The following is a 25,801-nucleotide window of genomic DNA, read 5'->3' on the forward strand; positions in this document are numbered from 1 at the left end:
TAGTAGAAGCGCCGGTTTTACTGGCGCTTTTTTTATGCCTAAATCGTAAAAAATAACTGACATAAACCTTTATTCTTATGGATTCTCGTATACTTGCTGTTATAATCAAAAATCTATTTTCCATGCGTAAGATTAACCTTCTTATCTCTTTTTTATGTATTGCACCGATAGGTACTAGCTTTGCCCAATTGTCGCCTTTGACAGTTGAGAAAATCATGCGGGACCCAAAGTGGATGGGTACATCTCCTTCCAATTATAGGTGGTCTGCCGACAGTAAATCCTTGTTCTTTGATTGGACTCTGGATAGCAACGATAAACCATTGGTGTATCAACTGGACATCAATACCAAAAAATATAAGCTGAGTACAGATAGCATCGCGAAATTGGAAGAAACTCCAGATTATATCTTTAACAATGACAAGTCATTGACAGTATACGAAAGAGAAGGTGATCTTTATTTGAAAAACAAACAAAACAAAATCATTCGACTGACAGAAACTGTTGAAAGGGAAAATCCGCTTTCATTTTTGATCAACAATGAATTGGTTTTTCAAAGAAATGAAAATGTATATAGCCTGGATTTAAATAACAATTCATTACGTCAATTGACAAATTTCCAAAAAGGATCTGCTCCAAAGGATCCAGCTAAATTGAGTCAACAAGATGAATGGTTGAAAAAGGATCAAGAAGAACTCTTTGAGGTTTTCAAGGAAGAAGACCGTAAAAAAGAAAAACCCAAAAATGAAAAGAAGAATAAAGCGATTTATTTAGAAGATGCTTTTTTAGGAGGGGTATCGGTGAGTCCAGATGGAAAATATGTGAGCTACAGATTAATTTATCCTGCCAAAGGCAATAGAAACACCATAGTGCCAGATTTTATTACTCGTTCTGGATATGTTGAAGATCTAAATATGCGAACAAAAGTAGGAAATGCCCTGATGCAGTTCAAATCTTATATCTACCATGTTCAAGCGGATACGGCACTAGAGTTAAAAGCGGCTACTATACCTGGAATCAAAGATCTTCCAGCATATTTAAGTGATTATCCCGAAAGGTTGGAAGAAAAGAAAAAGGAAAATAAAGATAGGAATGTGAATTGGGGAATTGCGTCATGGTCTCCGGATGGTAAAACATCGGTAATCACTGCGAAATCTCAAGACAACAAGGATTTTTGGATTTTAAAAATAAATCCTGAAGATGCTAGTTTAGTTCAATTGGATAGGCAACATGATGATGCGTGGATATCTGGTCCAGGGATAGGTAGAGATGTGAAGTGGCTAGATGACCAAACATTCTATTTCCAAAGTGAAGCCAGTGGGTACTCTCATCTTTATACTTATAATATCAGGGAAAACAGTAAAAAACAGCTTACAGAAGGTAATTGGGAGGTTCAATCGGTTCAATTAGCCAAGGATGGGAAGAATTTCTATATTTCAGGGAATAAAGAACACCCTGGAATTACACATTTTTATTCACTACCTGTAAAAGGAGGTAGCCTTCAACAGATTACTTCTATGAAGGGGGGAAATGAAGTTACATTGTCCCCAGATGAACAATGGTTAGCCATCAATCATTCAACCATGAATACGCCTTGGGAGCTTTATCTACAGAACAATAAAGCTAATGCGAAGGCTAATCAAATTACAGAATCTGTAAGTGAAGAGTTTAAGAGCTACGATTGGCGCGAACCTGATATGATCAAATTCCAAAATAGACATGGAGATGATGTCTATGCTAGAGTTTATCCTGCAAAAAATCCTCACCCGAATAAACCAGCTGTAGTTTTTGTCCATGGTGCTGGATATCTTCAAAATGTACACTTTTGGTGGAGTCAATATTTCAGGGAGTACATGTTCAATAATATGTTGGCCGATAATGGTTATACGGTAATAGATATTGATTATACGGCAAGTTCTGGCTATGGAAGAAACCATAGAACTGGAATATATCGCCATATGGGTGGAAAGGATTTAACGGACCAAGTTGATGGTGTAAAATATTTAGTAGATCATTATGGAGTCAACCCTGCCAATGTGGGTATCTACGGTGGCTCATATGGAGGTTTTATTACCTTAATGGGATTGTTTACCGAACCAGATGTATTTAAATCAGGTGCTGCGTTACGTTCTGTGACAGATTGGGCACATTATAACCATGGTTATACTGCCAATATTCTAAATACACCAGTAGAAGATCCTATCGCATTCAAAAGAAGTTCACCAATTTATTTTGCTGATAAGCTCAAAGGGAATTTATTGATGTTGCATGGAATGGTAGATGTCAACGTTCAATTCCAGGATATCGTACGATTAAACCAACGTTTGATTGAGTTAGGAAAAGAAAATTGGGAACTTGCAGTCTACCCAGTGGAAGATCATGGTTTCGTACAGCCAAGCAGTTGGACAGATGAATATAAAAGGATATTTAAGCTTTTTGAAAATACACTAAAGAAATAAATTCATGAAAATTAATTCGTAACTTAATAAGGTTATTCACCAATTAACCAACTTGTTATGAATTATAATCGACTCCTGCTGTTGATTATATCAATCGCAGCATGCATCACCATGTTCTATTTCCTCTTTGGCCCAGACCAACAAAACAAAGCCATTGGTTATCTCGCCATGCTTATTTTAATAGGAACAAATGCTATCTATTTCCTGTATTCAAAAGATTGGATGAGGTAGGTATGAGATATGAGATTTGAGATGTGAGATTTGAGACAGCACCATACCACCCCAGTGTGGTGCAACTATTATAGCAAAATGTTATCCGGTTATTCAACCCCAGTGTGGTGCAACTATTATAGCAAAATGTTATCCGGTTATTCAACCCCAGAGGGGTGAAACTATTATAGCAAAATGTTTATACGGCGCCATGTAACCCTGTAGGGGTGTCACTATTATAGAAAAAAAATACGGCCATACACGCAAAAACCCCATCGGGGTAAAATGCCGTAGGCATGAAATATCTCTTAAATGCCATCGGCATGTAATATCTATAGAAATGTATATCGCCTCAAAAACCAACGCCGTAGGTGTGGCATGTTTGTTAACCCCAGAGGGGTGAAACTATTCTAGAAAGGGTTATTTGGCGTCATCCAACCCCAGAGGGGTGAAACTATTCTAGAAAAGGTTATACGACGCCATGCAACCCTGTAGGGGTGTCACTATAAATTACTATTAAATAATAATCACTATCCAAACCTCTTCACTAAACGAACGATTTTGTCATTCTCTCTCGTAAGAGAGGGAAACTATTTAGTGAACTAATCACGGCTTATTTGAATAAGCGAAGATTACTTGTCGCCATGGTTGGTGTCCTCACCAACCATCACTTAAGGTGGCTTGTTTTGGTTGCTTTGCATCCGCTTAACAAACATGCCACGCCGATGGCGTTGGTTTTTGTGATTATTTCAATATCTATAGATATGGCATGCCTACGGCATTTAAGAGATATTTCATGCCTACGGCATTTTACCCCGATGGGGCTTTTTGAGATTTCTGTTTTGAAATTTGATAGGCTCTCACATCTCACATCTCATATCTCATATCTCCCTACGCTACATCCCTCAAAATCCACTGCTACTACTCTAGAAACTCCTTGCTCAACCATCGTTACGCCATAGATAATATCTGTGCTGGCAATCGTACGTTTATTATGTGATACAACAATAAACTGCGATTGATTAGAGAACTCACGGATAATATTGTTGAATTTATCGATGTTGGTATCATCCAATGGAGCATCTACCTCATCGAAAATACAGAATGGTGCTGGCTTCAATAGGTATAATGAGAACAGTAGGGCAGTAGAAGTCAAAGTTTTCTCTCCACCTGATAGTTGATTGATGGATAATGGTCGTTTCCCTTTAGGACGTGCAATAATATCTATATCGGATTCCAATGGATTGTTTGGATCACTCAATACGATGTCACAAGAATCTTCTTCATTGAATAATGAACGGAATACCTTGATAAAGTTTTCACGAACAGTCGTGAAGGCATACATAAACTTATCATTGGCAGACTGATCGATTTCTTGAATAGTGCTTAGCAATGAAGCCTTGGCTTCCATCAAATCAGTTTTCTCTTTCTGAATAAATCCATGACGTTCATCCATTTCATCATAAGCTTCTTTTGCCATCGGGTTAATGCTGCCATAGTCATCCAATTGCTTTTTAAGTTTCCGGCAGGAAGTCTCCAGATCAGCCATAGCAGGACGTTCCTCCGGAATTTCAGACTCTAATAAATCTTGAAGTTCAATATTGAATTCTACAGAAAGACGCTCCTTGAGCGCATTTAAATCAATCTGCAAAGTCGTTTTCTTGTCCTTTAATTCTGAAATTAGGGAATCAGAAATATCTTTCGATTTTCTCAATTGATTGATTTCGTCTTCCAAGTCATTGATTACTTTCCTTGATTTAAAGAAATCTTCTTCAACTTCCTGTAAACCCTTCTCCAGCAGCTCCTTTTGTTCATACATGCCACTCAAGTCGGTGTCGTTATGGTCAACATAACTCAAAGCCTCTTTCAAGTCTTCCTTCACCTTTTCAAATTCAGCATTGAATTTCTCGATTCTTTCCTCGAAATTCTCACGTTGAGTCTCACGGAATTCTAAATCCCTTTGGATGGTATTAACCTTATTTTGTTGTTGGTGAAATTTAATGTTTTCTTGATTGTAGACATTTGATTTTTCACTCAAAATCTCGGTCAAATCGTGGTAAGCATCTTCCAGTTCGCTAAGAACAGTTTGATTTTCCTTAGCAGTTTCCTTAAAATTGATCAATTCTGGTTCTGATTTTTCCAATTGAATCAGAATATTTGATACCTTTTCGGCAATATCAAGCCTTCTAGTTTGACTGTTATTGATGAAAGTTTGGTATTGTTCCTGTTTAGTTTTTACAGAAATCAACTCATTGCTCAATCTATTGAGCTGCAGTCGCTGCTCATCAATGAATTCTTTTTGCGAGCTACCTTTCAACCCAATCAATTGACCATTTAGTTCTTCTTGGTTCTCTTGGATTAAGTCAATTTGTAGGTTTAGTTCTTTAATTTCTTTGGCTAAGATTTCCAGGTTTTTTGCACGACCAATTCTTTTTCCTTCAAATAACCCTACTGAACCTCCACTGATTCCCAATTTATTTTTGGCATATTTTCCTCCTTTTTGGAGTATAACCATATTTTCGGATGGCAGATCAGCATCTAAATCAACGTCAGATTCTGAATCCAATAGGTAAACATCTTTTAATAGGATTTGACAAAGAGTCTTGTATTTTTCATCAACGGTAATGATATCCATGGCAGGAATCAAACCGGATTGAACTTGATTGGATAATTCCGGTTGATTATCCTTAACAGCTTCAAGAACAAAGAAATTAGCCCTTCCTCGTGAAGAATCACTTAACAATTTTATCGCTTGAACGGCGTCCTCTTTTGACTCAACCACATAATGGTTCATGATAGGTTCCAAGAAATTTTCTACAGCTACTCGATAATCCTCTTTACAGAAAAGTATATCTGAGAATAGGGGTGGGTTCTTCTTCCAACCGGCATGCTTTCTTAAGAACTTGATAGATTCTGGAAATCCTTCAAGATTATCAACTAATGATTTCGTTAAGTTATATTCATTTTGTTTAGCATCAACAATACGAGCTTTCTTGCTCAGGTCTTCAGAGGCATCTCGCAATTTTTGCTCACATTGCTGTATCTGGCGCTGAATTTCCTCTTCAGTCCGTAATGCTTCATCAAATTGTTCTTGTTGGATATTAACCCGTTCCTCAAGCTCTGCAACAACTTGATTGAATTCCCCCAATTCTTGTTCCTTAGATGCAGTGTCATTACTAGTTCTTAAAGATTCCTGCTCTAATGCTTCTTTTTGAATTCCCAAGACGGCCAATTCCTTTTCCAAAGCATAGATTTGGCTTTGAAGTGCTTGACTGTTTTTAGAGAATTCATCTAGTTTTGCTTTCGCAGATAACTGCTGTGCTCTAAGTTCCTCAACCTCCGTCTTATTGCCATCCAAATCATGCTTTACAGCGTCAAGAGTATTTTGTTCTTCAAATAACTCCTCATTGAGCCTCTTTATTTGATATTCAACGTGGTTTAATTGCTGCTTATCATTTTGAAGATCATTGGTCAAACGAGTTTCCTTCTCTTGAAGATGAAGTAACTGAGCATTCTTAATCTTTTTCTCAGATTCATAAGACCTGATCTTGTTGATATATTCATTTGTCGCTTTCTGTTGTGCAGAAAGGTTTTGTTCCTTAGATAAAATCTCGGTTTTTGACTCCTGAAGAGTCTTTTCCTTTTGTTCCATCTTCGAAAGAACATCTCTCAATCGAGATTGTTGTTCCTCTTCTTGATCAGTGATTCGCTCTAAATCCGTTTGAAAACCCTCAAGTTTATAATAAGCTAGTCCAATACTTGCCTCTTTATATTCATCCTTAAGTTTAAAGTATTTATCAGCTTTCTTAGCTTGGTTTTCAAGAGATTTAAGGTTCTTGTTGATTTCAAATAGAAGGTCATCTACCCTTGAAAGGTCAGCCTCGGTATCTTTTAATTTAGACAGGGTTTGTTTCTTACGAACCTTATATTTGGAAATTCCAGATGCTTCTTCAAATAAGTTTCTTCTGGAGTTGTCTTTATTTGCAATGATCTCATCGATCATCTTTAATTCGATAATAGAGTAGGTGTCCGAACCGATTCCAGTGTCAAGGAAAAGATCTGTAATATCTTTTAGCCTACATTTTACATCATTTAAACGATATTCGCTTTCGCCAGTTCTGAAAAGTTTCCTGGTGATGGTAACGGTAGCAAATTCAGTCGGCAGGATATTTTTGGTATTGTCGAAAGTCAAAGATACCTCAGCTAGGTTCGCGGCTTTACGATTTTTAGTGCCATTGAAGATAATGTTCTCCATTTTGTCAGAACGTAGGTTCTTGGTGCTCTGTTCTCCCAATACCCAGCGCATGGCATCAACAACATTAGATTTTCCACAACCATTGGGACCCACAATTGCGGTGACTCCCTCATTAAAATTGATCGTTACTTTATCGCCAAAACTTTTAAATCCTTTGATCTCTAACTTTGTTAACTGCATTAGCTTGAATTCGTAAAAAATGTGTGCGAAATTAAGGATTTTCATCTATGAATGAAATACCTTAAAATGATGGTGCTCGTTTTGAGTAAGATAGCCTAAGTCAGTACTTCCTTAAAGTACACAAAATGTGCATTTGTATCTTGTTGGATCCTGAAAATACCCTTAGATATCCGTAGATATCCAGATATGGCAGTGAGTGCCCATGCTATTGGAGTGGTTACCTCAAGCGAAGGGATCGTCAGATAACTGAAATCATAAAAGTCACCATAGTTCTTAATAATCTCTAGTTCTTCACGTTCTTCAGCACTAATGGAAGGGTCATTCCATTTCCAAGACCATTTTGAGGTATCTGTTTCCAAAGTTCCTACTACTTGGAACGTCATTTTTAGACTCGAATTGTCTTCATTGTGAAAGGTAATCGAAGATTCATCCCAATCCACGCTGTAATTTGAAAATTGACCAAATCCAAAATCATCCTCCAATGTTTCCTGTTGGTCTGTAATATATTCATGCGCCTTTTCATGCAGAACACGAAAAGAATCATCTATCTTGGGTTTTTCAAGGCTCATAAGGTCATAAATATAGCAAAACCCTTAAAATAAGAAAAGCCCAAATAAATCGGGCCTTTCTGTTTTTATGGATGTATTGTAAAGCTGCCTATGTTGAAATATTAATCTGTAATGGTATAAATGCTGTACCTCAATTGCAAAGGATATTCTGAATCTCCTTTTGTTCCGATTAACATAAAATTATAATGTTCTGTATTTTTTAGTTCAACCTCATCAATCTTGCCCAAAACTGTACCTTTGTCATCAGTAACTGTAACAGAGGTTTTGCCACTATTTGCAGGTCTGAAAATCTGAGTTTGTGCCAATGTGGATGGATTCTCTTTCGAACGATTTGTCGATCCTGTGATTTCTTGATCGCCAATTTTAAAATTTACCTTTCCAACACCGTTCGCTAAGTGAAAAAATCTTACTCCAGTCTTTGTTCCTGCGTTTTCGATCTCAACATCAGGTACACGGATAAATTCCGGTTCAGTGGCAGTGCCATAAACCATACAACTGTAAACAACACTGTCAGCAAAGGTTAAGGTCGTGTCAATTATGGCATTATTGTTCGATCGGTCAATCACTTGCAGTTTCTTGTTCCCAGGAATAGCATAGAAGAAGGAAACCCCTCCATACGCAGGATTAATACGATTCAGGAGATTACCATTCACCGCATATAAAACCCCTGTATTTTTTGGATAAAAATTAAATAAGGATACTGCAGGGTAGTTTAAATCTGGATAATCATCATTATCCTTCAAACAACTACTTAAGGTAAATAAACTTAGTGCAATGACTAATAATAAGCTAAATTTTTTCATTTGTCCAGTAAATTCTATTGAATATCAAATTTTGAACGTTCAATACAAAAAACGGTGATGTTAACACTATCGCTACAGCTATATTGAAAAAATTTAAATTTTCTCCCTGAAAGGATTTAACTTATTGGGTTTTAAACGATTTATAAATTCCGCCAATCCTAACCTTTGGATGGTCAAAACTTCCTCCTCATAAATCGGAAGCAGTTCTACCAATTGGATTCCATTGGACTTCCGACCATCTTTTATGCGTTCCTGTAAAATGGTAGAATCTGGATTAATGACAACAAATGCATTTAAAGAAGATTCCGAACTGATCTTTTGTCCTATTCTAATGATTTCTCCCGTATTAAAAGGGCAATCCCCACGCAATTGATTAGATAAATATCCAACAATATGCGCCCATGCCATATCTTCAGAATTCATCTGGAGGAATAATTCAATTTTATTGTGTTGGTCTGGATGTGGAGCAAAGGATAAACCATAGGAAAAACTCAGTAATGGTCGTCCCTCAGTCTTAGGAAAAACTATAGTGTAGACAAATGGAAGCTTTTTCTTGACACTTTTCTCCCGGAAAACCGAGGATTTATCCTGAAATATCTCTTCCAAGTGAGACCTATAATGTTCCAAGGGTGACTTAAGAAAATCTGGTTTTTTTAAAATCATCTGAAGAATTATCCTGTTTTATAAGGCTAAAGTAGGTAATTATGTAAAATTTTCAGCGAAAGCTGTCAAATTGACTTAAATATAACATTGGAATATTAGTTGATAAACTGTTAACGTATAAAATCTTAAAAATTATAAATTCAAACATATGCAAGAAGAGAAAGGTACTATTTCAATCCACACCGAGAATATCTTCCCGGTGATTAAGAAGTTCTTATACTCAGACAACGAAATATTTTTACGCGAATTGGTATCCAATGCCGTTGATGCTTCACAAAAAATCAAAAGATTAGCATCTCTTGGCCAGTACAATGGCGAGGTTGGAGATCTGACCATTCAAGTAAAAGTCGATGAAGCTGTGAAGACAATTACCATTTCTGATAATGGTATTGGTATGACAGCTGAAGAGATCAAAAAATACATCAACCTGATCGCATTCTCAGGAGCTACCGAATTCATGGAAAAATTCAAGGAAGCAAATGATGCAAATGAAATTATCGGCCGCTTTGGATTAGGATTCTATTCTGCATTTATGGTAGCAGACCAGGTTGAGATCGATTCTTTATCATACCAAGAAGGTGCAGAACCTGCTCATTGGGTATGTGATGGATCTACTTCTTATGAAATCTCAGCAGGACAAAGAACAACTAGAGGAACTGATGTAATCCTTCATATCAATGAAGAATCATTGGAATTCCTTCAAAAACAAAGAATCCAACAAATCCTGAACAAATACTGTAAGTTCTTACCAATTCCAATTCAATTTGGAACGAAATCAGAATCTGAACCTGATGGGGAAGATGCAGACGGTAAACCGAAATATAAAACAATTGAAGTCCCTAATATTATCAACATCACGCATCCAGCTTGGACGAAATCTCCATCTGAATTAACTGATGAAGATTATATTAAATTCTACCATGAGCTATATCCACATACTATGGATGAGCCATTGTTCTGGATCCACTTAAATGTAGATTATCCATTTAATCTAACTGGTATTCTATACTTCCCGAAAGTGAAGAACGAGTTAGAAATCCAACGCAACAAAATCCAACTTTACTCACGTCAGGTATTTATTACGGATGAAGTAAAGGATATTGTTCCTGAATTCCTGATGTTGCTTCAAGGGGTTATTGATTCACCAGATATTCCATTGAACGTCTCAAGATCTTTCCTTCAAGCGGACAGCAACGTGAAGAAGATCAACAACTATATCACCAAAAAAGTGGCTGATAAGTTGAATGAAATCTTCAAGTCTGACCGTAAAGGATTTGAAGAAAAATGGCCAGACATCAGCTTATTCATTAAATATGGAATGCTGAGCGATGAGAAATTCGCAGAAAAAGCAAATGACTTCTGTTTATTACAGAATGTAAATAAAGAATACTATACATTCAAGGAGTACTACGAAAAGGTAAAAGACATCCAAGTAGACAAAGACGGAAATATTGTCTACCTATATACCCAAGACAAATCTTTACAAGACGGATATATTTCAGCTGCCTTGGCAAAAGGATATGATGTTTTAAACTTTGATGGACCTTTGGATACCCACTTCGCAGGCTATGTAGAACAACACGGCGGCGAGAAAATCCAAATGAAACGCGTAGACTCTGATGTTATCGATAAGTTGATCCCTAAAGACGAACAAATCGAGCAAACATTGTCAGAAGACGAAAGCAAAAAAGCCACAGAAGTATTCGAAAAAGCAATTTCACGTCCTGACATGAAGGTCGAAGTAGACGCATTGAACGCTTCAGACTTACCTGTATCCGTTACAATCGACGAATTTATGCGTCGCATGAAAGATATGGCCAAAACTGGCGGCGGCATGGGCTTCTATGGAACATTACCAGACAACTACAAAGTAACAGTCAACGGTAATCACCCATTAATCAAACGCATCGTAGAATCCCCAGAAGAAGACGGCGAAAAACTTGCAAAACAAGCATTCGACCTTGCACTACTTTCTAGAGGCCTTCTGACTGGCGCAGAACTAACTGCCTTCGTAAAAAGAAGCGTAGATTTGATCTAATAAATACATTATCAAATATCATATATCAAAAAAAGAGTTGCATTTTGCAACTCTTTTTTATTTTCAATATTCTTCAAAGCAATTTTTCAGCCTACCATCCAGTTTTATTTCTGCCTTCTATCCAATTTACCTTTCCATCATTAAAATCATAGTTCATCATGTAAATCAGATTAATCACAGTTTAAGACTGATAATCAGTTTAATCACAGTTATTAATTAAGGCCCAGTTGTTTATCATCCATATATTTCAACATCTTCTTCAATTCCGGGTCATTGAAATAAGCTAAGCTCTCGCTAGCAATTTTTCGAGCTGTCCTGAATTCTTTCTTTTCCAGTTGGTCTGCAGCTAAATTAACAGCCATAGAAATCAAGTCTTTGTTATCCTTTAACCCCAAACCCTCATTTTTCGAAAGCTCTTCGATAACCAGGTCATGGTATGCTAAAGACTTTTCGATATTCTTCTCTTGGAAACTTAAGAATGCCAATTGATTCGCATTGATCGTGTAAATTTTACGAACTTGCTTATCATCCTGTAAAAATGGAAATTTAGCAGTCCAAGAATCAATGGTATCTAATGAACCCTGAAGGTTATTCTTGTCCGATACTAATGAAATCAACGATGCAGAAATCATAGTTTGAACTTCCTTGTCATCCATGTTTTTAGCATAGCATGAAGTCAATAGGGGAAGGGCCTCGGTCACATTTTTATTAACAGCTAATTTAATAGCCTTTTCTTTTGTCTCTTTATATTCTACTGAATCAGATTCCTGTGCGAATGCTGTTGTTGTCAAGCTTAATCCTAATAATACGGCAGATAATTTTAAATACATATGTCTTTTTATCATGTTAATCATTGTAACAAAACTATAACATTAACAAACAAAAACCATACTCTTAACTTTTCTTAACATGTTCAACTGTGTTGAGAATCAATAAAAGTCGATTTCAACCAGATATTTGTAACAAACTCAATATAATTTATGATTTTAAAAATTCCTTAGATAAAAAACATGCCCTGGGATGCTTTTATATGATGTTTTTAAGCATTGGAAGGAATGCTGAGGCGATGAGGTTCTTGGCAATACTTTGATTGCTAGGAACATCAGGCTAAGATGAGGGTATTATATTACATTTTTCCTGATTTCAAATTCTTCTTTAATTTCATTCATAGTTTTGAAATTAAGGATGAGAATAGGAAAGGAGATGATTGTGAATAACCAGACGTACATATGGTCAACTACAATCCCCATTGCTATTGATGAAACCCAATAAAGACCTAGTGCAAAAACATGAATTACGGTTAAGGTCCTTAATCTGCTCAGCTTCTTTATCAATTCGGCCTCGCTTAATTCTTGAATCTTATTTGTCATGTGATGATCGTATCTATTTGATTACTAGTGTAAATTTATCAATAGATTGTCAACAATTTCTGCCGTATTCAAAACTTAATAGAACCTTAATGATTGGATAATATTAGCGGTCTGCTAATTTCCTTTCCACCTCTTCCAATCTTGTTTTTATCCCTTTTTGATTCTTGAAGTTCATGTATAAAGACCCTCCGATAATAGCGATCACCACCCAGTTATTGAAGCTGTACCAACCCATGGCTACATTCACAGCTACCACAATTATAAATGCTATCAATTGAACAATCCATAGCGCTCTTAAGGTTTTGTAACTTCTGTTTAACTTTTCTCGTTGTAGAATTTCGTATGCTTTTTCCATGGGTTGTCATTTTGTTCTTACAGCATTCAATTTAAAGTTTTTTATTGACACCGTCTGTATTTGAACATCAACAATAGGTAAACCATACATTTTTAGTATATTAATACATTCACATAAAATAACCTTGACATGAAAATTTTTATCAATAAATTGATTCCAAAAGCAGGGATGGAAATATTGGAACATCCAGACATTGATCTCTTAATGCCTGAAAATCCTGAAATTCCTTATGATGAATGGATCTCTTATTGTCAACAGTGTGACGCTATATTAAATATTGGTGCCTATAAAATAGATGCTAAATTTTTTGATTTGTGTCCTTCTGTAAAAGCGGTATGTCTGTTTTCAGTTGGATATGATCAGGTTGATCTGGAGGAAGCTACTAAAAGAGGAATCCCGGTCTCCAATACACCAGACGTACTCAGCAAGGCAACATCGGATATTTCATTTATGCTGATGCTAATGGTTTCTAGGTTAGCATCTTTCAATACAAATCAGATTCGATTAGGAGTGCGGTTTAAGTATTTCAATCCTGTTGCCAATCTCGGGCAGGAACTATATGGCAAAACCTTGGGCATATTTGGTTTGGGTAGGATAGGTTATGAAATGGCAATAAAATGTCAGGCAGCATATCAGATGCCGATAATTTATCATAATAGGAACCGAAATGAAGAAATGGAGGAAAAATTAAATGCTAAATATGTGAGCTTTGAGGAATTGCTTGCCCAATCGGATGTCCTATCTATCCATGCTAACTATTCCCCCGAATATTTAGGGCATTTTGATGCCAAGGCATTCAATCAGATGAAACCAAATTCTATCCTTATCAATACAGCAAGGGGAGGATTTATCGATGAAGATGATTTGAACCAAGCATTAAGTGATGGCATGGTTTGGGGCGCCGGATTAGATGTGACCAATCCAGAACCTATGCTGCCCGATAACCCATTATTGAAACATGAAAGGGTTTGTGTTTTGCCACATATCGGATCGGCAACCATTGAAGCTAGGTCTGGAATGGCAAGGATAGCTGCAGAAAATGTGGTAGCCTTTGTGGAAGGTAAACAATTAAAAACCTGTTTGAACCCTGAGGTTTATAAATAATGTTGAATATTCTCATCGCACCAAATAGCTTTAAGAATAGCTTGACTGCCGAAGAGGTTGCTGATGCAATAGCGCAGGGAATTCAAAATAGCGGCATCAAGGCGAAAGTCTTAATGCATCCCATAGCTGATGGAGGTGACCATACCTCTTTTTTGCTCACCAAATTACGGAATGGGGCTATGCATACCGCCAAGGTTAAAGGTGCTTATTTAAAACCTACCCAAGCCTCTTATGGATTGATCAACAATGGAAAAACTGCCATCATCGAAGTTGCAGAAACATCCGGCTTTAAATCCATAAAACAGAAATTGAAAAGTCCCCTCGAATCAAGTACCAAAGGGTTGGGGGAACTTATCAATACATGCATTATATCAGGAATCGCAGATTTTATCATCTGTCTAGGTGGATCCGTAACTGTAGACGGTGGAATTGGGATGCTCCAAGAATTAGGGTTAGAATTTTTTGATGGTAATAAAAAATTAGTCCGGCCATTGCCTAAAGATTTTGACAAGGTAGATGCTATGGACCTAGGTAAACTGAAAGAGCAAACATCAAAATGTAAGTTTACGGTTTTATGTGATGTTAATAATCCGTTGTTGGGAAAAGAAGGTGCTGCTCATGTTTTTGGTCCGCAAAAAGGAGCTTCTCCAGATGACATCAGAAACCTTGAGGAATTTTTGCAACATTTTGAATCATTGACCTTCAATTGTTCTAAAAAATCATTAAACAAGGTGCTGGGGGGCGGTGCAGCAGGAGGACTTGCAGCAGCTTTTTCTGTTTTTTTGAATGCGGATCTAAAGAAAGGCGCTGAATATTTCTGTGAAATTACTGATTTTGAAAAATCGCTTCAAAAGGCCGATATTTTGATTACGGGCGAAGGAAGCATGGATAGTCAATCGTTAGAAGGAAAGGCTCCAATCACAGTTGCAAAATTAGCTATACAGAAAAAGATCTCTTGCATAGGCATCGCTGGAAAAATACCTCTGGAAATACCGGATGAATTGCAACAATATTTTACGATGCTCATGCCTATTGGTAACCAACCTGAAGAAATAAAGGAAGCAATGGCTAATACCAAAAATAATATCGTTCGAACCATTGTACAAATCAGTAAACTAATTCATTCCTTTCATAACAAAGGTCAAAACAAAGACTAATTAGGAAAATAGTTTTTAATGTCCATGGTACAGATACAAAGCTCCATAAGTCCATTGTGGGCCTTGTATGCCAGGGTAATTGATTCTATCCATCATCAATGCAATATATTTGGCGGGGTACCCATCAGGTAACTCCACTACATTTGGCCATACCCTCGTATTTGCCTGTTTGTCCCATGGCGGTAAATCCATCTTCATGGTTCCCAATTCTTTCAAATCTGGGTAGGAATAGATATATATCTCCCGCTCAGAACTCCCCGAAAAGCAGTATAATTTACCGTCTATTCTTTGAATAGAAGTGCCTGTGGAATTCTGCTTCACCGGTCCTGCAATCTTTTTATAACCCTGGTCCCAATCTTCAGATTCCAAAATAATAGCTTTATATCCATCTGAATTTTCACAGGTTAAGATTCTGTATTTTCCATCTTTTTCATCAAAAATAATATGTGGATCTTCAATATCTCCAACTTGACCCATAGGTCTGGCTTTCATTATTGAAAATCCAAACCTTGGATCCTTTTTGCTCTCAACAGCTAAAAGTTGTTTCTTTTCGCCTTTTTTAGCGTAAGCACTGAAACCCGTCGTGATCCCTTTCCAAGTCGAATCCCTGCGATCGTAAAAAATATGGGAAGCGACTTCATTGTGCCAAAGTCCATCTTCACGGTCAAACACAATAATCCCTTCGAATTTTATATCAAATACCGAAGGATTCATACTGAATACTCCCTGTAATGGGTTTGGAAGTCCACGACCTCGAATACTCATCGTATACCATATTCGACCGCCATCCAGTATAGGCTCCCCATTTTCATAAGTCATCGCTCGAATATCTGCCAATCCCATCCCTGCATTGATATCAACGGAAATGTCCTTAATTTTTATGGTCCCAAGTTCTGCCTCCGTATACAATAAAGACTGAAACTTTTGAATCCTTTTGGTTTCTCTTAAATCAAGAAGTTCACTGAATTCAAATTGTCCTATAACCTTGGGATATTCTTTATCTTGCAAAAATAGATTCAATCCGCTCCCTAACATTTGAAAAATTAATTTGCCTTGAAGGAATGGTTTGCCAATTCCTTGAATCATCATAGACTGTTTGGAAACATTTTCCCCATCAATTATCAAATTGTATTCAGCATCTACCAATACTGCATTCTCGTAAGAAACTGTTACCAAAACTACTTCCTTTCTATTTGGATCAGAAAATTGAAACCCCAGTTTCCCTTTGCCACTGATTTCGCCCAGGTCAATGCTATAGGTTGCAAATGGATTAAATCCTGCAAGCCACATCAATGCTGCTGCATTATTTTTAGAGTCTATTTGCAATGTTCCTTCATGAATCTTAAAGTCAACTGAGTCCTTACCAAGTTGAGTAATAGGATTCATAATAGGCATTCCAATTGTTTGTGAAGGGGAAAAAGAAGCTAAAGGAATACTTTGATTGGAATCAAAAATAATACGCTTGGAGGCTTGACGCACGAATTGGATATCTGTTGGCAAAGTTTGGCCACAACATAAAGAGGAGCAAAGCACAATTACTAAGGTGATCAAGAAATTCTTTGTCATAGGTTAGGTTTACATTGAAACCCCAAAATACAAATAATTCCTAATTGATGTTAAATCTCTTTACTAACCAATGGTCAGCATGATTTTGAACAATATCTTCCTTTAAATTCTCATCTTTGGTCGACATATATTGATATACTTTTAAAGGTATGGCATCTGGGTATAGTTGCCTTGATTCTTCCAATACCAATGCTGCTTGATCAATTTGTTTTGATGCATTATAAGCTTCAATCAGATAGATGTATATTAAGACTGGAACACTATTGTATATTGCTTTGTATTCATTAGCCAAGGTTTCCATCAATTTCACCTGTAAATTTGGAATTGTTTTTCCAGTTTCAATAGATTCAGAAATATGTTTTTGATAGATCGCAAATAAACCTAATAAATGGTGATTTTTAGATTTCTCATTCATTAATAAACTCTGGAATTTTTTGATGGTATTTTCGCTTAAAGTGGGATTGTTGGTTTGTAAGTTTTCATTAAAAAAATCATCCATCAAAGAATAAATCTGTTTATCTGTACTATCTATAATACTTTCTGATTTAAGGGTTTTTGTCAGTTCGGCGATATAGTCAAGTTCTTGAGAAAAGCCAATGACAGGAATGATAAAAAACAATAGGATCGTGAGGAGTGATTTCATATTTGGATTAATTAATTGTCCTAAATATACTTTATTTTCTCTACTATTAAGCGCTGTATCAATAAATTACATTTGGCATTATAGTTTCTTTTTTTAAGACTGCTTTTTTGTGGTAAAATTGTATTACTTTCGTACACGTTAACAGTTTAAACATTTTATGAAAAAAATATTATTAATTCTTCTTGGCCTAGGCATATTCTCAGGTTGCACAAAACATGAGTTGACTTTAATAGATAGTAATGATTGTAAAGTTATTGAAAGAAGAGAAAATGAAACTTTAGACAATGGTAAAGAAGGAAAAATAGTAGAACATTTCAAATACGATAACTTAGAAAGAATTTCTAAAGTTGAAACGATAACTGAGGATAAAACTTTAGTGACCACTTATAGTTATTCTGAAAATCAAATCAATGTTGCTGCACCAGGATTAAAAATAGTATATAATCTTAACAAGGATAAATTGATCGAAAGTGCTGTAGTAAATGAAGTCAAAAAGCTTCAATTTGTTTATAATTCCAACAAGCAATTGGTTTCGGCTCACAATCTCACCAATAACCGTAAATTCAACCTTGAGTATATTGAAGGTAACCTTACAAAAGCATCCGTTAATGAAACGAGGTATTCCTTTAAATATGATGAGTATATCGATTTCCCATCTTTTGGAACAATTTCAATAGAGCCATTTAATGAAATGTTCAGTGAAAATGGTATTGAAACAGCTCATGTTTTGTATACCTCTGGCTTTTTAGGAGAGAAAATAAAATATGCCATTTCTACTGTCATACAAATGGGAACAGATACAAAACTTGCATATGTACATACGAATCGTAAAGCAACGAATTATATCATTGGTAACAATAAGTCTATTGAACTGCTATACAAATGTAAGTAGAAAATGAATGTCGATTTTGCAAACAATTAAATAATAATAGATTAGGTTTAACCTGGAGAGAGAATCGTGAGATTCTCTCTTTTTTTGTTTTTCTCTTTCACTTACCGAATACAGATACTTGTTTGTTTCAAAATAAAATGAATTATTAGTTAACTTTGACCACACAACAACTAACTAGTAATAAATTTTATTCCAAAAGGTATAAATAGGGATACTATTTCAAAAATTTTATCATGAATTCCACAGTGTTTATAAAAGCAGGTAATCATTCAAAATATATCGTTAGAACATCCGAATTTGGGCCATTTTTGGTTTCAGTAGTTGAGGATAGGATTTTGAGGATAAGTGGTGAGAATTTATTTCAAGCTATAATTGAATCCTTGATCAATTTAAGAGGAGTAGACCATAATTTAATAGTCTTGAAGGAATTTGAGGACTGGAAAGAGGGGATGAGCTGGTTGATGGAATAACAATCAACAGGAATTAGAAATGCTAACCGTAACCTTTCAATTATAAAAAATGCAGACTGCATTAAAAATATATGGACAATGTTATCTCGTCATTACGACAAAGACGAAACATTTGGTATATGTTTCAATATTTAAGACCGACCAAAATTTTGTTGGTACCAAGTTGCTCGAACGTGGAGTGGTATTTAAAAGTGAAGAGAAATTTCATTTAGGACTGCGAAGGAATGCCATCAAAAAGAATCACTTTATAAAGGAGAAATCTACAGAGATTTAGTTTATTTACAGTTACTTTAAAAGAGCCCTAAGCTTATTCTTTAAAAATAATGCTTAGGGCGAAAACCCCTGTGTCAGCAGAGTATAGTAGTGTGAATTGGGCAATGGGAAGTTTTCCAGAACTGTACATATTGATTTTGTCGCTTAATGGAGCTCAATTAGGGTGCTATTTATTAAATTATTTAAGAGCTGCATGGCATCTTGAATTGGAAGATTTTGTTTATTTCTAAATTTTAATTGTGTAAAATTTAGAGTTAAAGTAATTGGGGTCCATTAACAATAATCGGTTCTGAAAGGGACTTGACTTTTTGTACAGAAGGAAATGGTGGATCTTAAAAATATGGGGTATGGATCTTTAGTATCAATCTAATTTGATTATCCTTTGGATTTATACTTTTAGCTGAAATAATAGTTTCCAAAATCTTTCAATTAATGAGTTAATAAATGAAATCAAGGTCCTATAATTCTATTCAATTTCTTTGTTAACTTAATTGGATTGCCTGAAATAATAAATATTGCGCCTTACCTCAGATAATTAAATATATTTTAAATTAACATTTATTACACCAAGGTAAATATATTTAATTAAAATATAAAACAATTTGTAAAAAAATTTTAATAAAAATTTAATTGAAAATAGTGGACCTTAGTATGTCGAATGGTAGATGCATTCATGGGTTTCCAAAATTCTTCATATTCCTCCGCGGGGTAGATGCAGAGGAATTTGGTATCTAACTCAGTGTTGAAATTAGTACTCGTGCGTCACTTTTCAATAATTGATTTTAGGATCAGAATTTTCGATTTTAGTGCAAAAAAGTGCGTCAGTGCGTCAGCTAAAAATGCGTCAGTTTTGAGCCGTAAAAGCCGTTTCTAGGTTTGTTGCTTCTGTGGGCGTTTTAAAAGTGCGTCAGTTTTAGAGACAAATTTGGAAGGATTTGAAGGAGTGTTTCACAGGGGGGGTTATTACTCTGGTCAATAATCGCCCTCTAAGCCTTTTTCAGACCATTTTTTCGGCACAATAAAAGGAGGGTGTGGTGAAACTCAAGGTTAAACATGGTTCTACTACTTTGTTAATGGTGTTTTATCAGAATTAAACGAAGGACAGAGACGTAACGATATTATTATTAAATACAGATATTAACCTAAATATCTTTAATGATGTTAACATTTAAATATTTGACCTTATCAACATTATTTGGCATTTCACATTTAGGGAGTTCAGAAGCACATACTATTTTACCAGATAACCCAAAGAAATATTTGCTAAATGAAAGTAATTTATATTTAACTATCAGAGATGGAGTAATAATACTTTCGAACAGATATACTAAAACTAGGGTAATCAAGACAACCAAAAGGGAAAATACAGATTTGGAAGTAAAATATTATACTGAAAATGGTACGATATTCTCTTTATTGGCGACATCGGATGTAATTATGTTTTTCCTTGAATCGTATGCTTTAGGAGGTACATTTATAGGAAATAGAATAAAATAAGTTCTAGTTCTATTATTTCACGGCAATACGTTAAATAACAGATTGATTAGAATCTCAATCAATCTGTTATAGTTTATTTTTTAATTAAACTATCATTATGTATACTTAAGATTTTGATTACCATACATCTGGCTATGACTTAATAAGTAAGCCAGAAGATGAATTTTTATTCAATAGAAAATCATACGATTGTATAGCAGGTCTTCCTACAATAAAATTACCAAGGTATAAATTCGTAAAATTTAATGGATTATTTCTATTTTTGTTTACCATGCATCATACAAGTGAAATTGGCAAACTCTATTTAGCCACGCTTAGCAATGCAATTGTTTTTAAACAATTTTTTCATTTAACCATATTAAAATCCTAAGTAACATTGATTAAAAAATTAACTGAAAATTTAATAAAAATTCAATAATTTAAAATGGCTCACCACCTCCAACTGAAGAATTTGGTTTTCTCAACTGTTCTAGTAAATTTTCTAAAGTGTCTGTGATATTATAATAAGAATCTTTAGCAATATTATATAAGTTTTCAATCTCATAATACTCTTCAGTATCAGAGGATATTATTACTTCACCCCTTAGATTTAATATCTCTAAGCGATATAAGTCATCACCAAATGGATTTAAAATTTTTTTTACAATAACATAGTTTTGACCGAAGTCAATTCTAAAAGTTACATCATCTAGCTTATCCCATTCCGCCAACTTATCCTCACTTTTACTGACCAATAAGTCAATTATTTCAATTAATTTTTCGTTCATTTTTATGGTAACTCTTTCTGACCTAAAGATAACAATTTTTTAACCAACTCAAATACTGTGGTACATGGATTAATCTCTGAAAATGATTTCTTTTCTTCAAACTTAGAAAATAACCTCTCTGCCCTGTTTATCGCTAACTCTGTATTTGGCAAAATATTAAATCTAACAATATTGATAAACCTTACCTGCTTTTTAAAATATTCGTTATACCTAAAAGATTCTAAAGGGATTTCTTTATTTTCTCTATATTCAAAAAATATTTTTGATAATTCATCATAAATTTGATCTCTATGCATTAAATCAAGAACATTCTCCTCATCAAAAAAGTGCAATAATATCCATAATTCAAAGCAGTCATTACTCCAAGCAACATTAAATCCTGATTTTATTGCATAATCTATTGCTATATTATAGCTAATATCAGAGTCGCGATTTGGACTTTCTCTATACGAATCCTTATCAAATACACTCCAAATTTCAAAACCATCTTTAATTTTATAACTGCCATTACGACTAGACTTATAAATAATTTCCTCCTTTTCACAATGACTAATTATATTGATAATGTTTTTAATTCCTGATTTTTGGTTTGGAAAAACAGTAACTTTTAAATCATTGTTTTGAAACCATTCAAAATAATACTTTTCACTAACCTCATCTTCAGTGAAAATTAAAACATTTATTAAATTATTTAATGGTCTTGAATCAGTCTCTTTTATTTCCCACGGTTTAATTTTCATCTGAAGAATTTCTTAAAAATGGTAAGCCTCCAAATAACCCTAATAAATATTTTCTTGTAAAATCACCGTAATCCTTTATTCCCTTAAATGCGCCAAGGGAATAATATTTTGTGGAATATGTGTAATTATTTTTTTCAGTTAAATAGAATTGATATTTTGACATTTTTCCTTCAGTCATTATGTGAGTCTCATGACTGCTAAATAAAATTTGTGAATTAGTTTTATTAAGATGAGGTGAATTGAACATGTTGATGAATTTTAAAACTAAAAATGGATGAAAATCATTATCAATCTCATCCAAAATTAACAAGGAAGATTCTTCTTTATTATTGAAAATTTTATATAAAACACCAATAATGTCAAACAACCTGATTGTTCCAGAAGATTCATTGTTTTCAAGATTCATTTTAACAATTCGATTTGAAAGCTTTTGTATGGTTTCAATTTTACTTGCTGGATATATTTGATTATAAACTAATGGGGTATCTCTATCTAAATCAATATCATGAAAGTTTATTCCAAAGTCTTCTAACATATTTAAAACACCCAACTTTTCGCCTTTCTCAATTAACTGAAGCGTAAAAATTCTTAAATTTTCATTTGTAGTGGCATCATTATAATAAGTATTTGAATTAAAATATTTTAAAATTCGATAACAAATTGAACTTTTATCATATGCTGAAACATGGCTTAAATATAAGATATGTTCGTGCGCAATAGGGGGATAATTGTTAGAGTTAAGATTGTTGTATGTTTTAAGAATATTATTTTCCCGAAGAAAAATAGGATATGATTTATCATTGTCATAAAAAAACAACCATTCTTCTTGAATTTTCTGCATTTGTACAGAATCATTCATATAATTTTTTACAGTAAATCCATACCTATATTTTACCTTATCTATGATGAAAATTATTTGAAAAAACGAAGGTTCATTCCAACTATTTTCTGAAAAAGCGAATGGTTGATGTAATTCAAAAAGAGAGGGAAATGTTTTAGGCTCTTGTCTCATAGCTTGAAGAAATAAATTAAACGCCTTCATAATGTTAGTTTTTCCAGAGCCGTTGGGTCCAAAAATTCCTACAGAAGTAAAAATTGAATTTTTATTTCTGACTTTTAATTTATCACTAAAACTAATCGTTTGTATTTCATTTATGGACCTAAAATTTTGAACACTAAAGTCAATAACCATTTTTTGTTTTTTCTTGTAAATATAATGATTTATATCAATGATCCTTCATTTTTGGATAGTAAGGAAAATGTTAGTAAAGTGGAAATAAGGCATTCCACTCACCATTATAGGGGAATAAGATGCGCCAAACCAAGATATAAATAAATTGTGTACTTACACAATCTATTTATTTTGCTTCGCAGTTTGTCATACTTATTACTTCTATAATAATTCGTTTCATAAAAGTTTCTTTGTCATTTAACTAGGTTTTGCATACCTGGTAAAATCCAACAACTTTTCAAGTTTGGCTCGCCTGCGGATCATTCAGGCTTCATTATTGTCACTATTCTTGATATTTCAATCTCACAATCTTTTTCAAAAATACAGCCTACGGTCTTCGTCTATTTCATAGATATAATTGAATCATGCTTGCGCATTTCTCTTAAGCGAACTTCGTTCAACTCGCAGTTGGCGAACAAATAAATATACCTGGTATGAAATTCAATGCTATTGAATATTATGTTTTAAGAGAATTTTGAATTTGCCCAGTTGGATGATGGACGTGCCGTAAAGAATTAACCGCACAAAAAAAGGAGGTCAAAATGACCTCCTTTAACCGGGTAAGTAATGGGGCTCGAACCCACGACCCCTAGAACCACAATCTAGTGCTCTAACCAACTGAGCTATACCTACCGTGATTTTGTGATACAAAAGTATAACTATTCTAGTTATACTCCAAATATTTTTGATGTATTGGAGGTTTTAATTAGCGAAAAAGCTCATTTCTAACAAGATATTTTTATACGTTAACGGAAAAGCGTGGTTTCTGCCTGCAAATTACGTTCACCACAGGGTTATTCCTCTTGCTCTTTTACTCTTTTCAGGTCCAAATCATGGAAATCAAAAGAAAAATCCGTCAATGGGGATACTGCTTTCATTTTGATACTATTTGCTTTTCCTTGTTCATCCAAACTGAAGTTTACATAAGAGTCTGCATTCATGCTTCGGTCATTCCAGGCAGCGACAAATGTATTGCCCTCTAAATAATGCATCTTTCCCTGCAGCTGCGGTGATCTCGCAGATTTAAAATATAATTGCCCAGTTCTTTCCATTACCTCAATTTCGCCAAACCATGGGTCTTTATATTTTCCCAAGTATGGAGAGAAGTCAATTTTTTGCTTTTGATTTTTAATTTTTGCCCAAACCTTGTCAGTAACCTCATCACCTTCTCCTTGGTTGGATTTTTCCATCGCAGAATATTCTTTTAGCCTGTCAGTTCCCTTGATTCCAAAATAAGAATCCTTGAGCTGGTTGGTGATCGTTGTAAATGCATACCCGCTTTGTTGGTTTGTCAATACGATTATGCCAATTTTCATCTCTGGGATCATTGTTACCTGTGTTACCATTCCTCCCAAACCACCCGTGTGCTCGGCTACAAAATATCCTTTCTGATCGCTGAGAAAAAATCCTAGTCCATAACCAAAAAAATGTGTGTTATAGGGTGTTGAGCCTTTTATAACTGTTTGTAGAGTCATCAATTCTCTTAAGGTCTTCTTGGATATGAGTTGTTTCTCCAAATTGTCGACGTATTTTCCTTCGTTTAATATCATGGTTACCCATTTGCTCATATCTTCCACACTGCTGTTTATGCCTCCCGCTGCATTTGTTGTTTCGCTGAGGCTCCTGGCGATAGTCTGCAATTTTCCGTCTACAGGAACATGTGCGTCAATAATATTCTCCTTGGATTTCAATCTGCTCAATGATGCAGCAGAGTTGGTCATGCCCAAAACATTCATTATTTTTTGTTCGATAAATTCTTCCCAAGACATTCCTGAGGCTCTCTTCAAAACCTCGCCAGCAACAATGTATAGTAAGTTGTCATAGTCAAATTTTGTTCTGAAGCTGGAAACGGGCTTTAGATACCTAAGATTATGGATTACTTCCACTGTACTGAAATTGGCTGAATCCGGCCAAAACATCAGATCTCCAGCGCCCAATCCAAGTCCTGATCGGTGAGTCAACAAGTCGCGAACAGTAAATTCTGATGTGACATAAGGGTCATACATCCTGAACTCAGGTATGAAATCAACGACTTTGCTATCCCATGTTAACTTTCCTTCATCCACCAACATACCTAGCGCAAATGCAGTGAATGCTTTGCTATTAGAAGCAATGGCAAATGAAGTGTTTGAATCAACAGGTTTTTCTGTGTTGATTGATCTTATTCCATAACCTTTTGAATGGATTACTTTTCCATCTTTTATAATTCCAACTGCAATTCCAGGAACATTAAATGCTGTCATTGTTTTTTGAACCAAATCGTCAATTTCTTTTGTGGTAGGATCTTGAGCAAAGGTCGTAAGAGCAATTCCTATCGCTAAAAACAATGAAATTATTTCTTTATAGTGCTTATTCATAATGGATTAATATTGGGTAATTACAATATAAATGTAATGGAAAAAATTTATTTATGGAGAAGTCGATTTGTCTTCGTTCGTAATACTTTCTACTTGGGCAGGTAGGGGACTTGTTCCACTCTCCGTCCTCTTTCGTTCGGACCTCGTTCGGACCTTGTTCGGATGTTTTCCGAACAAGGTCCGAACGAGGTCCGAAGAAGGTGCG

The 25,801-nt window shown here is 34.9% G+C and carries 21 protein-coding genes and 1 tRNA gene; 8 read left to right on the forward strand and 14 right to left on the reverse strand.

Annotation, left to right across the window (positions count from 1 at the left end):
* Positions 1-122: 122 nt before the first annotated feature.
* Entirely contained in the window at positions 123-2,456 is a 2,334-nt protein-coding gene (locus FGL31_RS06090; protein WP_138094686.1) for a S9 family peptidase, read from the forward strand.
* A gap of 1,084 nt (positions 2,457-3,540) precedes the next feature.
* Here FGL31_RS06090 and smc read toward each other — a convergent pair.
* From smc to FGL31_RS06110, 4 genes are all read right to left on the reverse strand, one after another.
* On the reverse strand, positions 3,541-7,101 hold the full coding sequence (gene smc, locus FGL31_RS06095) for a chromosome segregation protein SMC (protein WP_138090061.1): 3,561 nt from the start codon (positions 7,099-7,101) through the stop codon (positions 3,541-3,543).
* Positions 7,102-7,196: 95 nt separating this feature from the next.
* Positions 7,197-7,670, reverse strand: a complete 474-nt coding sequence (locus tag FGL31_RS06100) for a DUF6882 domain-containing protein (RefSeq protein WP_138090062.1) — start codon at positions 7,668-7,670, stop codon at positions 7,197-7,199.
* 101 nt (positions 7,671-7,771) lie between these two features.
* Positions 7,772-8,473: a DUF4397 domain-containing protein gene (locus FGL31_RS06105; RefSeq protein ID WP_138090063.1), complete on the reverse strand. Its 702-nt coding sequence runs from the start codon at positions 8,471-8,473 to the stop codon at positions 7,772-7,774.
* A 93-nt stretch (positions 8,474-8,566) separates the two neighbouring features.
* Positions 8,567-9,136 (reverse strand): suppressor of fused domain protein, encoded by a 570-nt coding sequence (locus FGL31_RS06110; protein ID WP_138090064.1) that lies wholly within the window; start codon positions 9,134-9,136, stop codon positions 8,567-8,569.
* A gap of 148 nt (positions 9,137-9,284) precedes the next feature.
* On the opposite strand from FGL31_RS06110, the gene htpG reads away from it, so the two are divergent.
* Positions 9,285-11,174, forward strand: coding sequence for a molecular chaperone HtpG (gene htpG / locus FGL31_RS06115; protein WP_138090065.1), 1,890 nt, complete (start codon positions 9,285-9,287; stop codon positions 11,172-11,174).
* 212 nt (positions 11,175-11,386) lie between these two features.
* On the opposite strand, the gene FGL31_RS06120 is transcribed toward htpG, so the two are convergent.
* From FGL31_RS06120 to FGL31_RS06130, 3 genes are all read right to left on the reverse strand, one after another.
* Positions 11,387-12,004, reverse strand: a complete 618-nt coding sequence (locus FGL31_RS06120; RefSeq protein WP_138090066.1) for a hypothetical protein — start codon at positions 12,002-12,004, stop codon at positions 11,387-11,389.
* 291 nt (positions 12,005-12,295) lie between these two features.
* Complete coding sequence (locus FGL31_RS06125) at positions 12,296-12,544, reverse strand: hypothetical protein (protein WP_138090067.1); 249 nt, start codon at positions 12,542-12,544, stop codon at positions 12,296-12,298.
* A 103-nt stretch (positions 12,545-12,647) separates the two neighbouring features.
* A complete protein-coding gene (locus tag FGL31_RS06130) occupies positions 12,648-12,899 on the reverse strand; it encodes a hypothetical protein (protein ID WP_138090068.1) in 252 nt (83 codons plus the stop codon).
* 129 nt (positions 12,900-13,028) lie between these two features.
* Here FGL31_RS06130 and FGL31_RS06135 point away from each other — a divergent pair, with 129 nt between their 5' ends.
* Positions 13,029-14,003, forward strand: a complete 975-nt coding sequence (locus tag FGL31_RS06135) for a 2-hydroxyacid dehydrogenase (RefSeq protein ID WP_138090069.1) — start codon at positions 13,029-13,031, stop codon at positions 14,001-14,003.
* Complete coding sequence (locus FGL31_RS06140) at positions 14,003-15,160, forward strand: glycerate kinase family protein (protein WP_138090070.1); 1,158 nt, start codon at positions 14,003-14,005, stop codon at positions 15,158-15,160. Before FGL31_RS06135 ends, FGL31_RS06140 begins: the two co-directional genes overlap by 1 nt.
* Before the next feature lie 15 nt (positions 15,161-15,175).
* On the opposite strand, the gene FGL31_RS06145 is transcribed toward FGL31_RS06140, so the two are convergent.
* Together FGL31_RS06145 and FGL31_RS06150 are read right to left on the reverse strand one after the other, a co-directional pair.
* A complete protein-coding gene (locus FGL31_RS06145; RefSeq protein WP_138090071.1) occupies positions 15,176-16,726 on the reverse strand; it encodes a hypothetical protein in 1,551 nt (516 codons plus the stop codon).
* A 40-nt stretch (positions 16,727-16,766) separates the two neighbouring features.
* The gene (locus tag FGL31_RS06150) at positions 16,767-17,369 is read right to left on the reverse strand and encodes a hypothetical protein (protein ID WP_138090072.1); all 603 of its coding nucleotides are present in this window, start codon (positions 17,367-17,369) and stop codon (positions 16,767-16,769) included.
* Positions 17,370-17,526: 157 nt separating this feature from the next.
* On the opposite strand from FGL31_RS06150, the gene FGL31_RS06155 reads away from it, so the two are divergent.
* From FGL31_RS06155 to FGL31_RS06170, 4 genes are all read left to right on the forward strand, one after another.
* Positions 17,527-18,261, forward strand: coding sequence for a DUF4595 domain-containing protein (locus tag FGL31_RS06155; protein WP_138090073.1), 735 nt, complete (start codon positions 17,527-17,529; stop codon positions 18,259-18,261).
* Positions 18,262-18,494: 233 nt separating this feature from the next.
* Complete coding sequence (locus FGL31_RS06160) at positions 18,495-18,731, forward strand: hypothetical protein (protein ID WP_138090074.1); 237 nt, start codon at positions 18,495-18,497, stop codon at positions 18,729-18,731.
* Between the two features lie 49 nt (positions 18,732-18,780).
* Positions 18,781-19,005 (forward strand): hypothetical protein, encoded by a 225-nt coding sequence (locus FGL31_RS06165; protein ID WP_138090075.1) that lies wholly within the window; start codon positions 18,781-18,783, stop codon positions 19,003-19,005.
* Positions 19,006-20,159: 1,154 nt separating this feature from the next.
* Positions 20,160-20,501, forward strand: a complete 342-nt coding sequence (locus FGL31_RS06170) for a hypothetical protein (RefSeq protein WP_138090076.1) — start codon at positions 20,160-20,162, stop codon at positions 20,499-20,501.
* A gap of 419 nt (positions 20,502-20,920) precedes the next feature.
* On the opposite strand, the gene FGL31_RS06175 is transcribed toward FGL31_RS06170, so the two are convergent.
* The 5 genes from FGL31_RS06175 to FGL31_RS06195 form a co-directional block, all read right to left on the reverse strand.
* On the reverse strand, positions 20,921-21,268 hold the full coding sequence (locus FGL31_RS06175; protein ID WP_138090077.1) for a hypothetical protein: 348 nt from the start codon (positions 21,266-21,268) through the stop codon (positions 20,921-20,923).
* Between the two features lie 2 nt (positions 21,269-21,270).
* Positions 21,271-22,008, reverse strand: coding sequence for an RloB family protein (locus tag FGL31_RS06180; protein WP_138090078.1), 738 nt, complete (start codon positions 22,006-22,008; stop codon positions 21,271-21,273).
* Complete coding sequence (locus tag FGL31_RS06185; protein ID WP_138090079.1) at positions 21,998-23,200, reverse strand: AAA family ATPase; 1,203 nt, start codon at positions 23,198-23,200, stop codon at positions 21,998-22,000. Before FGL31_RS06185 ends, FGL31_RS06180 begins: the two co-directional genes overlap by 11 nt.
* A 598-nt stretch (positions 23,201-23,798) precedes the next feature.
* Positions 23,799-23,872, reverse strand: a tRNA-His gene (locus tag FGL31_RS06190).
* A gap of 161 nt (positions 23,873-24,033) precedes the next feature.
* Positions 24,034-25,596: a serine hydrolase gene (locus FGL31_RS06195; RefSeq protein WP_138090080.1), complete on the reverse strand. Its 1,563-nt coding sequence runs from the start codon at positions 25,594-25,596 to the stop codon at positions 24,034-24,036.
* Positions 25,597-25,801: the final 205 nt, after the last annotated feature.

The organism is Sphingobacterium daejeonense (assembly GCF_901472535.1).
GTDB lineage: Bacteria > Bacteroidota > Bacteroidia > Sphingobacteriales > Sphingobacteriaceae > Sphingobacterium > Sphingobacterium daejeonense.

Coding starts and splice junctions, on each gene's coding strand:
- smc (WP_138090061.1), bottom strand. CDS start 7,101: ATGCAGTTAACAAAGTTAGAGATCAAAGGATTTAAAAGTTTTGGCGAT.
- FGL31_RS06180 (WP_138090078.1), bottom strand. CDS start 22,008: ATGAAAATTAAACCGTGGGAAATAAAAGAGACTGATTCAAGACCATTA.
- FGL31_RS06195 (WP_138090080.1), bottom strand. CDS start 25,596: ATGAATAAGCACTATAAAGAAATAATTTCATTGTTTTTAGCGATAGGA.
- FGL31_RS06160 (WP_138090074.1), top strand. CDS start 18,495: ATGAATTCCACAGTGTTTATAAAAGCAGGTAATCATTCAAAATATATC.
- FGL31_RS06155 (WP_138090073.1), top strand. CDS start 17,527: ATGAAAAAAATATTATTAATTCTTCTTGGCCTAGGCATATTCTCAGGT.
- FGL31_RS06145 (WP_138090071.1), bottom strand. CDS start 16,726: ATGACAAAGAATTTCTTGATCACCTTAGTAATTGTGCTTTGCTCCTCT.
- FGL31_RS06110 (WP_138090064.1), bottom strand. CDS start 9,136: ATGATTTTAAAAAAACCAGATTTTCTTAAGTCACCCTTGGAACATTAT.
- FGL31_RS06130 (WP_138090068.1), bottom strand. CDS start 12,899: ATGGAAAAAGCATACGAAATTCTACAACGAGAAAAGTTAAACAGAAGT.
- FGL31_RS06120 (WP_138090066.1), bottom strand. CDS start 12,004: ATGTATTTAAAATTATCTGCCGTATTATTAGGATTAAGCTTGACAACA.
- FGL31_RS06185 (WP_138090079.1), bottom strand. CDS start 23,200: ATGGTTATTGACTTTAGTGTTCAAAATTTTAGGTCCATAAATGAAATA.
- FGL31_RS06125 (WP_138090067.1), bottom strand. CDS start 12,544: ATGACAAATAAGATTCAAGAATTAAGCGAGGCCGAATTGATAAAGAAG.
- htpG (WP_138090065.1), top strand. CDS start 9,285: ATGCAAGAAGAGAAAGGTACTATTTCAATCCACACCGAGAATATCTTC.
- FGL31_RS06105 (WP_138090063.1), bottom strand. CDS start 8,473: ATGAAAAAATTTAGCTTATTATTAGTCATTGCACTAAGTTTATTTACC.
- FGL31_RS06100 (WP_138090062.1), bottom strand. CDS start 7,670: ATGAGCCTTGAAAAACCCAAGATAGATGATTCTTTTCGTGTTCTGCAT.
- FGL31_RS06170 (WP_138090076.1), top strand. CDS start 20,160: ATGATGTTAACATTTAAATATTTGACCTTATCAACATTATTTGGCATT.
- FGL31_RS06165 (WP_138090075.1), top strand. CDS start 18,781: ATGCAGACTGCATTAAAAATATATGGACAATGTTATCTCGTCATTACG.
- FGL31_RS06150 (WP_138090072.1), bottom strand. CDS start 17,369: ATGAAATCACTCCTCACGATCCTATTGTTTTTTATCATTCCTGTCATT.
- FGL31_RS06140 (WP_138090070.1), top strand. CDS start 14,003: ATGTTGAATATTCTCATCGCACCAAATAGCTTTAAGAATAGCTTGACT.
- FGL31_RS06090 (WP_138094686.1), top strand. CDS start 123: ATGCGTAAGATTAACCTTCTTATCTCTTTTTTATGTATTGCACCGATA.
- FGL31_RS06135 (WP_138090069.1), top strand. CDS start 13,029: ATGAAAATTTTTATCAATAAATTGATTCCAAAAGCAGGGATGGAAATA.
- FGL31_RS06175 (WP_138090077.1), bottom strand. CDS start 21,268: ATGAACGAAAAATTAATTGAAATAATTGACTTATTGGTCAGTAAAAGT.